We start from the raw sequence: 9,175 nt of genomic DNA, 5'->3' as shown, positions 1-9,175 counted from the left end.
CACATAAAGGAGAGCAGCGCCATGACGAGAGATATCACACCGGCTGGTTGGCCGGCGACCGGGGCGGTGGACGAAGCGTTTGCAGAAGTACGGGCGAGCTTCGATCGGTTCTGCCTTGCGGCAGGGATCGAGGCGCTCGGCACGATGATGGAGGCGGATGTTGTGGCGGGCCGCGCCACGATCGCGAGGCGGCGCGGCGGACGCACCTTGGGCCGAACGCGGGGACGGATCGGCTTCCACGGCGGCAAGATCGAGGTCGAGCGCCCGCGGGTCCGGGGCGTGGATGGCGGCGAGGTCACGATCCCGAGCTGGGAAACGGCGGCGCAGGAGGATTGGCTCGGTCGCGGGGCGATGAACCTGATGCGGATCAATGTGTCGACGCGCCGGTTCAGCCGCGCCGTCCGGCTGCCCGAAGGTGACGTGCCGGTACCGCCCGGATCGGGGGTTTCGAAGTCGGCGGCCTCGCGGAGGTTCGTAGCGCTGTCGGCGGCGCGGCTGGCTGACTTCATGGCTGCCGATCTGTCCACGCTCGACCTTCTGGTGGTCCAAATCGACGGGCTGCATCTCGGCGACGATCTCGTGCTGGTCGCCGCAATCGGAGTTGACGGCGAAGGCAGCAAGCATCCGCTGGCGCTGGTGGAAGGGGCGACCGAGAATGCCGCAACGGTTCAGGCCCTGCTGGACAACCTGGTCTCGCGCGGGCTCGACCCGACGGTGCCAAGACTGTTCATCGCCGACGGCGCGAAAGCGTTGTCGAAGGCGATCCGCCGCACCCTCGATTCGGCCGCTGCGATCCAGCGCTGCCAGATCCACAAGGCACGCAACATCATGGAACGCCTGCCGAAAGAGCATCATGCGGCCACCCGTCGGGTGCTGCGCCAGGCCTGGCAGCTCGATGACGCCGACAAGGCTGAAAAATTGATCCGCAATCTCGCGCGTCGACTCGACAAGCAATGGCCCGGCGTAGCGGCCAGCATCCTCGAAGGCCTCGACGAAATCCTGACTGTCGTCCGGTTGAAGCTGCCGAAGGAGCTTCGTCCACGAGACAAGCGCCATGCGCGCCGATGTTCGGGGGACACGCAGCGCGCAACGCACGCCGAATTTCCGGACGTTCGCATCGATTGTCAACAGTTCGACCTTCACGCGGCGCGGTCGTCTGGGCTCGTACCCCCAATCAGCTCAAGCCGTGGTGGTTGCGCGTAGCTATCGCGCCAAGCCCGTAGAGGATGCTGATCGGCACATCATAGGTGATGGAGGGCCGGCACATCGTGAATCTATCGCCTTCAGATATCCATGTTCCTTAGGGCCGTAATTGCTTTGTTGAGCGCGTTCGAGGCTTGCTTGAGGCCGTCCACATATTCGGTTGTGACAACGGCCTCGGAGCCACCCACCGCATGGACACGGACTTGGCGACCTCCAAGACCTGCCCAAAGCTGATCAATGTTCGCTCGCTCTCGCTCCAACTCTTCAATGATCGAACCATGTTTTGCCATCCCGCTTCCTTACTCCTCAGGTTTGACTGTTGTACTCGCGGCCACCGTTAAACTCGACGAACCGGCGTGTTCGCTCATCGTATCGCCAGCACGCTCGGGTGGTGTGTCCGCTTGTGAACGTGCCGCGATACCGAATGAAGCCCCAGAAGAACAGACGCATGCCGCCGAAATCCGGGGGGGGGGGGGGGGGGGGGGGGGGGGCACCTTCGTAGTCATCAAGCTCCACATCATTCCACGCAAGCCCCTCATCCAGATCGTTGCGGGGCTCGCCAGGCACGAGGACAGCAGAGATCGCAGGGGGATGGTTGTGGTCGTAGTTGACCGGAGCTGGCGGCTCTGCGTGCACGCTCAGGCTTACTTGCATAGCTTCGATGACGGCAGGGAGCTTCCCATAGTTTGCGACCGAGTAGGTGACGGACAACCTCACACCCTCGGTCCCGTTTTCCCAATCCTCCCAACGTACGATTTTGAGAGAGCTCACATTGAAGACGAAGCCATAAGGGCGCTCGATCTTGGCGAGGGCGTCTTCGGCAACACGAGCTTGCCGAGTGGCCGCCTCAGATGCGACCTTGGCGTCATCCAAACTGAGCTTGATCACACGAAGCTGATAGAAGAAGAGTGCCGCTTGGACTGTCGCGACAACGACTTGCACCGAAGTGAAAATGCCACTCGCATCCTTGGTGAACCAACTGAGCAAGGGTTCGCCTGCTCTCGCAGACGGCATGAAGACCATTCCCACCGCGAAAGCGGCGACCGTGAGCAAGCAACCTATAACAACCTCGGGCACTCGGAACTTCATGCTCGCTCGTCTGTTGAGAGGTGCCATTATCCGTACCAGTAACGCAATCTAAGGATGCTGCACCAAACGGTGGTTCAATTGAATAGCTGGCTTCCAGCCCGATCCGTATTGGGATTTGGTTGCGGGAGGACGGACCTTCTCCCCGCGATGCGTCAACGAGATATTCCGCAGGTTGAGCGTGCTAACGTCTAATGGCTTCGCCGTCAGGTTGGCACCTATGCAGACAAGTAGGTGTGCCGCGCCTCGCAGCGGACGCCCCGTGAAGTGCTGGAACTGTGTAGTGCGTGGCGACTTTCCGTTGATCGCATGCGTCATTTTGATAGGACCAGATCGCCTTAGCGGTCGCAATATTCATCCAATGAGGCGGCCGACCCTCGTGTAGAGCCGCCTTGTCCGATGCCTCCGGATCTTCAGGGGTTCGGCAGTTCAAGGCCCGCGGCACACGGAGCGCAACAAGATGGATGGTTGGTTGGATAGTGACGGCAGCAGCTGTCTTCAACGAAGACCGCGACGATGACGAAGAATTCAGGCACATAACTTACGTGGTGGCGGTCGCCGTCCGGCGGAAGTGGTGAAGATGACCATCGCGGAATGCGACGCAAAGGCTGCAATTCTCAACTGCCTGATCGAAGAGGAGCAGTTGCAAAGACTTGGCGTGAACCCCGGCGAGCTTCTCGTCGTGCAACGATGACGAGATCAGTCCGATTACTTCGCGCCCTCGTCGTCATTAACGCGGCACGTCTGATCTCGTTCGTAAGCGCGAAGCCGATACCCTGGCTTCAGAGTTAGAATGAATGTGCGAAGAAGCCTCCGGCTTGGAACTTGGAACGGAGGTTTGGATGGGATTGGACAGCAAAAAGGACGTCCATTTGGGCGGCTCATCGGCGGGGTCGGTGAGCCGGCTGGAGGTTCTTGAAGGACTATCGGGGCGCCGCATGCGTTCGGAAGCCGAGAGAGCTCGGATCGTCGCCGAGAGTCTGTTACCCGGTGCCCAGGTGTCCGAGGTGGCGCGCAAGCACGGAGCGACGCGCTGGCATATTTACGATTAGCGACGCTGCTTTCGACAGCGAGGCATGTTGGCGCCGTGCGAGGCATCGCAGTCGACATTCGCACCGCTGGTCGTGGAAAGCGCGTTGGAGGAGCGTCAGGTTCCGGCGATCAAGCTTGAGATCGCGATCGGCGATGTCGTGCTGCGACGGACACAGCCATAGATGGCGAGCAGCTGTCCCGGGTGATCCGCGCAGTGCGAGCGTCACGATGATCGCGGCCGGTGCCGATCTGAAGATTTACATCGCGACGCGGCCGATCGACTCCGCTGTGGCCACGATGGGCTTGCGGCGAAGGTGCGGGAGATGCTTCGTCTCGACCCGTTCAGCGGCGCAGCCTTCGTGTTCCGATCGAAACGAGCCCAACGCCCGACATTCTGCATACAGTCTTCGAAGCGCGACAATTGCATATCCGTGGCTTCCCCGTTTTGGACGAACGCTTCAAGTCGCACCGTTCCGACGCGGCAAGGATTTGAAGTGCATCTACACGGAGGAACGCCGTGGGTTTATTCGTGAGGTACCCAACTGGATGTTCGACAAAAGCTATTGCTCCGGCATGGCGCTTGGACCGCCGTGGGTCAGTATTGAGGGGCTCAACGAATTTGCTGCTGTTCTGAAGCTTCTGGGCGCGACTCAGGCGTCGGGCGCACAATCCCGTCCTTCTTTGAAGAGGGAGAAAGGACGTGCGGAGAAAAAGCCAATATCGCGAGCCGATGCAACTGGGTCTGGATCTGCGTCTTCGGATTCCCCAGAACCCGCTGGGCGCCAATCCCAAAGGTCTGATCGAGGCGCTCGCCGATCTGTTGCTGGAAGCGGCTGGCGTCGAACCCGCTCAGATGTCGGGAGGTGACCATGAGTGTCAAGATCACACGTGATCACCTCGACCGCGCCGCCGTCGTCTATGTTCGCCAATCGACAATGTCCCAAGTTATGGGGAATCTCGAAAGCCAGCGGCGGCAATATGACTTGGCGCAGGCCGCGGAAACCGCCGGATTTAAGTCGGTGGCGGTAATTGACGATGATCTTGGCCGCTCAGGCTCTGGCAGCACTCAAAACGGCCCGGATTTGAGCGGCTTGTGGCGATGGTTTGTTCGGGTAACGTCGGTGCCGTTTATTGCATTGAGGCGTCGCGGCTGGCGCGCAATGGACGCGACTGGCATCACTTGATCGACCTATGCGCCCTCGCGGGCGCGTTGGTCATTGATCCCGACGGCGCCTATGATCCGCGGCTTGTCAACGACCGCCTGCTTCTCGGACTGAAGGGAACGATGTCGGAGTATGAGCTGAGCCTGCTTCGCCAACGTGGAATCGCCGCTCGGGACTCTAAGGCCAAGCGCGGCGAGTACCGCTTCATGCTTCCACCTGGATTTTGTTGGAGTGAACTCGGCAAGATCGAAATGGATCCCGACGAACATGTGGCGGGATTGGTTCGACTCGTCTTCACGAAGTTCCGCGAGCTCGGTAGCGCCCGGCAGGTCTTTCTTTGGCTGCGTGCTGCCGACATCAAAATGCCTGTGGTTCTAAAAAACGTTCAAATCTACAAGCTCAGCTGGAAGGCGCCGGCCTATCACACGGTGATGCAGATCCTGCACAATCCGCTCTATGCTGGCGCCTATGCGTTTGGCCGAATCGCCCAGAAGACACGGATCGTGGACGGTCGCGCCCGCAAGGTCAGCGGGTTCAAAAAGCCGCGGGAGGAATGGAATGTTCTCTGCGCGACAATCATCCCGGCTATGTCAGCTGGCAGGAGTATGAGGACAATCAGAGGCTGCTGCTGGAAAACGCCCACATGAAGAAGAACTGCTCGCGAAAATCGGCGCGCGGGGGACGCGCACTTCTGACCGGATTGATGCGGTGCGGCCATTGCGGGCGGATGATGCGTGTGTTCTACGGCCAGGCCAAGGGGAATGCCCATCGTTATCAATGCCGCGGCGATGACGCCCATGTCGGCGCTGGCCTATGTATCGGCATCGGCGGGGTGCGGGTCGATCGTGCGGTCGCGCTGCAAATCCTTGAGGCCGTCTCCGATCGGGCTGTTGAAGCAGCGATATTGGCGTCCGACCAGGTTGAGCGCTCAAGACAAGAGATCATCACGGCCGTCGAACGGGAGCTTGAAGTCGTACGCTACGAAGCGTCTCTTGCGGCACGCCGATACGAGCTTGTGGATCCGGCCAAGCGCCACGTTGCCCGCGAACTCGAGGCGCGCTGGAATGGCGCATTGGAGCGGGTTGCCGAGCTTGAAGGTCGTATAAAGGAGCTGCGCACCGCATCGGCGGAAAGTCCCAAGATCGACCGCGCCCTGCTTCTGCAACTTGCGCATGATCTTCCGCGGGTTTGGAATGCACCGTCCACGGACACGCGCACCAAGCAGCGGCTGGTTCACATTGTGGTCCGAGAGATTGTTTGCGATCTCGATGAGGACACCAACGAGGCCGTTCTGCTCATCCACTGGACCGGCGGCCGGCACACGGAGGTTCGCGTTGCTCGCGTTAAGACGGGCCGATATCCGGGCGACATGGCGCCCACTGCCGTCGAGCCGGTCGACCCGGTCCCTGGCGACGCGAACTGCTTCGACCATTTCTTGTAGCGCGATCTGATGTGCGGGGTGGTCGAACTGTTGTTCCTGGAGCCAACGCAAATAGCGCATCGTCCAGCCCTTTTTGCGGGGGTAGCTGCGGCCATGCTTGAGCATGAAGGCGCTCACCTGCTGCCGGTGGATCCGCAGCGTCTCAACGTGAGCGTCATGCGGAGACCACGCGCTGAGGGTTGATCTGGTCGGCTAGGAAGATCTCGCGGAATGGTTTGTCGCGAGGTCACAATGTCAAAGGATAGTCGTAAGGATAGCGATAAGGATAGGCATATGCCTATCCTCGAACACGGCGCCGACACGCTGCAGCGTGTCGAGATCATCACCGGGACGGGCCGACGTCGGCGCTGGTCGACCGATGCGAAGGCGGCGATTGTTGCGAAGAGTTTTGCGCCGGGTGCAAGCGTGTCCGCAGTGGCGCGGCGACACGACATCAGTCCAAGCCTGTTGTTTCTCTGGCGTCGCCAGGCTACGCGGGCGCAGGTCGCGAGCGCGGGGACAGAGGCATGCCACCTGGCTTTGTGCCGGTCGCGATCACCGGCTGTGGGCGCCCGAGTGAGGAGCAGGCGGCGATCGAGATCGAGGTCGGCGCGATTCGCATCCGTGTCAGGGGGACAGTGGACCGGGAGGCACTGTGCGAGGTGCTGGCGGCGGTCGGGACGGTTGGTCGATGATCGGGCTTCGAGCTGGGTTGTCGATCTGGATTGCGACGCAGCCGGTCGATTTCCGCCGCGGCATGGACTCGCTGGCGATGCTGGTGAGCGAGGCCTTTGGAGCCGATCCGTTCGACGGCGGACTTTATGTCTTCCGCTCCAAGCGCCGACAGCTCGTTTCATTGTACGTCCCTTTGTCAGATGCCGGGTAGGCGGATCATTCTATCATATTGATAATCAATGTAGTTTCCCGGCCGACGCTCGATCACGCGCTGCACCGCTATACGTACTGTTTCCGAGCTCAGCGCGTCGACAGGAACCAACCATTGCGGGCCCTTGATTGCTTGTGTGGCCGGCAAGATGTCCTTCAGCACCAAGCTCTTTGCTGATCCGACGCAAAATCCAAAGTGTGCCGCAGCCTTCGCAAGGCTGATCATTTTGCCGTCGGACGATGCGGGGTCGTATTCCGGCAAGCCCAGGCGTTCGCGCATTTCCCGCACGCGAACAGTCGTCCAGGTCTCGCCGTCGCCGGTCTTGCAGCGCATCCGATTGAGCGACACGGCGAGCTCTCGATCAGGCCAATGACCAGCGAGTTTACGAAGTGCGTCAACGGCAGTCGGTGCCATGTCGCCCGGATATCGGCCCGTCTTAACGCGAGCAACGCGAACCTCCGTGTGCCGGCCGCCGGTCCAGTGGATGAGCAGAACGGCCTCGTTGGTGTCCTCATCGAGATCGCAAACAATCTCTCGGACCACAATGTGAACCAGCCGCTGCTTGGTGCGCGTGTCCGTGGACGGTGCATTCCAAACCCGCGGAAGATCATGCGCAAGTTGCAGAAGCAGGGCGCGGTCGATCTTGGGACTTTCCGCCGATGCGGTGCGCAGCTCCTTTATACGACCTTCAAGCTCGGCAACCCGCTCCAATGCGCCATTCCAGCGCGCCTCGAGTTCGCGGGCAACGTGGCGCTTGGCCGGATCCACAAGCTCGTATCGGCGTGCCGCAAGAGACGCTTCGTAGCGTACGACTTCAAGCTCCCGTTCGACGGCCGTGATGATCTCTTGTCTTGAGCGCTCAACCTGGTCGGACGCCAATATCGCTGCTTCAACAGCCCGATCGGAGACGGCCTCAAGGATTTGCAGCGCGACCGCACGATCGACCCGCACCCCGCCGATGCCGATACATAGGCCAGCGCCGACATGGGCGTCATCGCCGCGGCATTGATAACGATGGGCATTCCCCTTGGCCTGGCCGTAGAACACACGCATCATCCGCCCGCAATGGCCGCACCGCATCAATCCGGTCAGAAGTGCGCGTCCCCCGCGCGCCGATTTTCGCGAGCAGTTCTTCTTCATGTGGGCGTTTTCCAGCAGCAGCCTCTGATTGTCCTCATACTCCTGCCAGCTGACATAGCCGGGATGATTGTCGCGCAGAGAACATTCCATTCCTCCCGCGGCTTTTTGAACCCGCTGACCTTGCGGGCGCGACCGTCCACGATCCGTGTCTTCTGGGCGATTCGGCCAAACGCATAGGCGCCAGCATAGAGCGGATTGTGCAGGATCTGCATCACCGTGTGATAGGCCGGCGCCTTCCAGCTGAGCTTGTAGATTTGAACGTTTTTTAGAACCACAGGCATTTTGATGTCGGCAGCACGCAGCCAAAGAAAGACCTGCCGGGCGCTACCGAGCTCGCGGAACTTCGTGAAGACGAGTCGAACCAATCCCGCCACATGTTCGTCGGGATCCATTTCGATCTTGCCGAGTTCACTCCAACAAAATCCAGGTGGAAGCATGAAGCGGTACTCGCCGCGCTTGGCCTTAGAGTCCCGAGCGGCGATTCCACGTTGGCGAAGCAGGCTCAGCTCATACTCCGACATCGTTCCCTTCAGTCCGAGAAGCAGGCGGTCGTTGACAAGCCGCGGATCATAGGCGCCGTCGGGATCAATGACCAACGCGCCCGCGAGGGCGCATAGGTCGATCAAGTGATGCCAGTCGCGTCCATTGCGCGCCAGCCGCGACGCCTCAATGCAATAAACGGCACCGACGTTACCCGAACAAACCATCGCCACAAGCCGCTCAAATCCGGGCCGTTTTGAGTGCTGCCAGAGCCTGAGCGGCCAAGATCATCGTCAATTACCGCCACCGACTTAAATCCGGCGGTTTCCGCGGCCTGCGCCAAGTCATATTGCCGCCGCTGGCTTTCGAGATTCCCCATAACTTGGGACATTGTCGATTGGCGAACATAGACGACGGCGGCGCGGTCGAGGTGATCACGTGTGATCTTGACACTCATGGTCACCTCCCGACATCTGAGCGGGTTCGACGCCAGCCGCTTCCAGCAACAGATCGGCGAGCGCCTCGATCAGACCTTTGGGATTGGCGCCCAGCGGGTTCTGGGGAATCCGAAGACGCAGATCCAGACCCAGTTGCATCGGCTCGCGATATTGGCTTTTTCTCCGCACGTCCTTTCTCCCTCTTCAAAGAAGGACGGGATTGTGCGCCCGACGCCTGAGTCGCGCCCAGAAGCTTCAGAACAGCAGCAAATTCGTTGAGCCCCTCAATACTGACCCACGGCGGTCCAAGCGCCATGCCGGAGCAATA

Annotated in this window: 11 protein-coding genes and 4 pseudogenes; 8 read left to right on the top strand and 7 right to left on the bottom strand. The window is 60.5% G+C overall.

The window, feature by feature from the left end:
• Positions 1–21: 21 nt before the first annotated feature.
• Positions 22–1,038: pseudogene (locus WDM24_RS44250) on the top strand (IS256 family transposase); the annotation flags it as partial.
• Positions 1,039–1,283: 245 nt separating this feature from the next.
• Here the strand turns inward: WDM24_RS44250 and WDM24_RS44245 are convergent.
• Positions 1,284–1,493: a hypothetical protein gene (locus WDM24_RS44245; RefSeq protein WP_176396403.1), complete on the bottom strand. Its 210-nt coding sequence runs from the start codon at positions 1,491–1,493 to the stop codon at positions 1,284–1,286.
• A gap of 16 nt (positions 1,494–1,509) precedes the next feature.
• Positions 1,510–2,292 (bottom strand): hypothetical protein, encoded by a 783-nt coding sequence (locus tag WDM24_RS44240; protein WP_338832676.1) that lies wholly within the window; start codon positions 2,290–2,292, stop codon positions 1,510–1,512.
• Between the two features lie 839 nt (positions 2,293–3,131).
• Between WDM24_RS44240 and WDM24_RS44235 the strand changes: the two genes are divergently transcribed.
• Both WDM24_RS44235 and WDM24_RS44630 read left to right on the top strand, forming a co-directional pair.
• Positions 3,132–3,341 carry a transposase gene (locus WDM24_RS44235; protein WP_338702136.1) on the top strand — a complete coding sequence of 70 codons (210 nt, stop codon included), beginning with the start codon at positions 3,132–3,134 and terminating at the stop codon, positions 3,339–3,341.
• Between the two features lie 303 nt (positions 3,342–3,644).
• Positions 3,645–3,854, top strand: a complete 210-nt coding sequence (locus WDM24_RS44630) for a transposase (protein WP_234633927.1) — start codon at positions 3,645–3,647, stop codon at positions 3,852–3,854.
• A 77-nt stretch (positions 3,855–3,931) separates the two neighbouring features.
• On the opposite strand, the gene WDM24_RS44230 is transcribed toward WDM24_RS44630, so the two are convergent.
• Entirely contained in the window at positions 3,932–4,207 is a 276-nt protein-coding gene (locus WDM24_RS44230; protein WP_207841041.1) for a hypothetical protein, read from the bottom strand.
• Here WDM24_RS44230 and WDM24_RS44225 point away from each other — a divergent pair.
• Positions 4,191–5,895: pseudogene (locus tag WDM24_RS44225) on the top strand (recombinase family protein); the annotation flags it as partial. The gene WDM24_RS44230 and the pseudogene WDM24_RS44225 sit on opposite strands and share 17 nt — an antisense overlap.
• On the opposite strand, the pseudogene WDM24_RS44220 reads toward WDM24_RS44225, so the two are convergent.
• Positions 5,863–6,078, bottom strand: a pseudogene (locus WDM24_RS44220) (IS110 family transposase); the annotation flags it as partial. The pseudogenes WDM24_RS44225 and WDM24_RS44220 overlap by 33 nt on opposite strands.
• A gap of 57 nt (positions 6,079–6,135) precedes the next feature.
• On the opposite strand from WDM24_RS44220, the pseudogene WDM24_RS44215 reads away from it, so the two are divergent.
• The 3 genes and pseudogenes from WDM24_RS44215 to tnpB all read left to right on the top strand — a co-directional run.
• Positions 6,136–6,399, top strand: a pseudogene (locus tag WDM24_RS44215) (transposase); the annotation flags it as partial.
• Between the two features lie 32 nt (positions 6,400–6,431).
• The gene (locus WDM24_RS44210) at positions 6,432–6,599 is read left to right on the top strand and encodes a hypothetical protein (RefSeq protein WP_166294297.1); all 168 of its coding nucleotides are present in this window, start codon (positions 6,432–6,434) and stop codon (positions 6,597–6,599) included.
• Positions 6,596–6,790, top strand: a complete 195-nt coding sequence (gene tnpB / locus WDM24_RS44205) for an IS66 family insertion sequence element accessory protein TnpB (RefSeq protein WP_207841044.1) — start codon at positions 6,596–6,598, stop codon at positions 6,788–6,790. The genes WDM24_RS44210 and tnpB overlap by 4 nt, the downstream gene beginning before the upstream one ends.
• Here tnpB and WDM24_RS44200 read toward each other — a convergent pair.
• Genes WDM24_RS44200 through WDM24_RS44190 form a run of 3 tightly spaced genes read right to left on the bottom strand, consistent with a single transcriptional unit; the run spans position 6,776 to position 8,867 of the window.
• Entirely contained in the window at positions 6,776–7,930 is a 1,155-nt protein-coding gene (locus WDM24_RS44200) for a zinc ribbon domain-containing protein (RefSeq protein WP_338832675.1), read from the bottom strand. The genes tnpB and WDM24_RS44200 overlap by 15 nt on opposite strands.
• Positions 7,927–8,637, bottom strand: a complete 711-nt coding sequence (locus WDM24_RS44195) for a recombinase family protein (RefSeq protein WP_338832704.1) — start codon at positions 8,635–8,637, stop codon at positions 7,927–7,929. Before WDM24_RS44195 ends, WDM24_RS44200 begins: the two co-directional genes overlap by 4 nt.
• Entirely contained in the window at positions 8,553–8,867 is a 315-nt protein-coding gene (locus WDM24_RS44190; protein ID WP_224944552.1) for a recombinase family protein, read from the bottom strand. The genes WDM24_RS44195 and WDM24_RS44190 overlap by 85 nt, the downstream gene beginning before the upstream one ends.
• Here WDM24_RS44190 and WDM24_RS44185 point away from each other — a divergent pair.
• Positions 8,866–9,126, top strand: a complete 261-nt coding sequence (locus WDM24_RS44185) for a hypothetical protein (RefSeq protein WP_338832674.1) — start codon at positions 8,866–8,868, stop codon at positions 9,124–9,126. The genes WDM24_RS44190 and WDM24_RS44185 overlap by 2 nt on opposite strands.
• The last annotated feature ends 49 nt before the right edge of the window (positions 9,127–9,175 follow it).

It is taken from the genome of Bradyrhizobium sp. 27S5 (assembly GCF_037217225.1).
GTDB classification, from domain to species: Bacteria; Pseudomonadota; Alphaproteobacteria; order Rhizobiales; family Xanthobacteraceae; genus Bradyrhizobium; species Bradyrhizobium septentrionale.
Note: the sequence above shows the minus strand (reverse complement) of the source record. Positions and strands in the feature narration are given on the sequence as shown.

What these genes read in the sequence shown, in the direction of transcription:
- WDM24_RS44630 (WP_234633927.1), top strand. Translation starts at nt 3,645, where the DNA reads ATGCTTCGTCTCGACCCGTTCAGCGGCGCAGCCTTCGTGTTCCGATCG.
- tnpB (WP_207841044.1), top strand. Translation starts at nt 6,596, where the DNA reads ATGATCGGGCTTCGAGCTGGGTTGTCGATCTGGATTGCGACGCAGCCG.
- WDM24_RS44210 (WP_166294297.1), top strand. Translation starts at nt 6,432, where the DNA reads ATGCCACCTGGCTTTGTGCCGGTCGCGATCACCGGCTGTGGGCGCCCG.
- WDM24_RS44245 (WP_176396403.1), bottom strand. Translation starts at nt 1,493, where the DNA reads ATGGCAAAACATGGTTCGATCATTGAAGAGTTGGAGCGAGAGCGAGCG.
- WDM24_RS44235 (WP_338702136.1), top strand. Translation starts at nt 3,132, where the DNA reads ATGGGATTGGACAGCAAAAAGGACGTCCATTTGGGCGGCTCATCGGCG.
- WDM24_RS44195 (WP_338832704.1), bottom strand. Translation starts at nt 8,637, where the DNA reads ATGGTTTGTTCGGGTAACGTCGGTGCCGTTTATTGCATTGAGGCGTCG.
- WDM24_RS44200 (WP_338832675.1), bottom strand. Translation starts at nt 7,930, where the DNA reads ATGAAGAAGAACTGCTCGCGAAAATCGGCGCGCGGGGGACGCGCACTT.
- WDM24_RS44240 (WP_338832676.1), bottom strand. Translation starts at nt 2,292, where the DNA reads ATGAAGTTCCGAGTGCCCGAGGTTGTTATAGGTTGCTTGCTCACGGTC.
- WDM24_RS44190 (WP_224944552.1), bottom strand. Translation starts at nt 8,867, where the DNA reads ATGAGTGTCAAGATCACACGTGATCACCTCGACCGCGCCGCCGTCGTC.
- WDM24_RS44185 (WP_338832674.1), top strand. Translation starts at nt 8,866, where the DNA reads ATGGTCACCTCCCGACATCTGAGCGGGTTCGACGCCAGCCGCTTCCAG.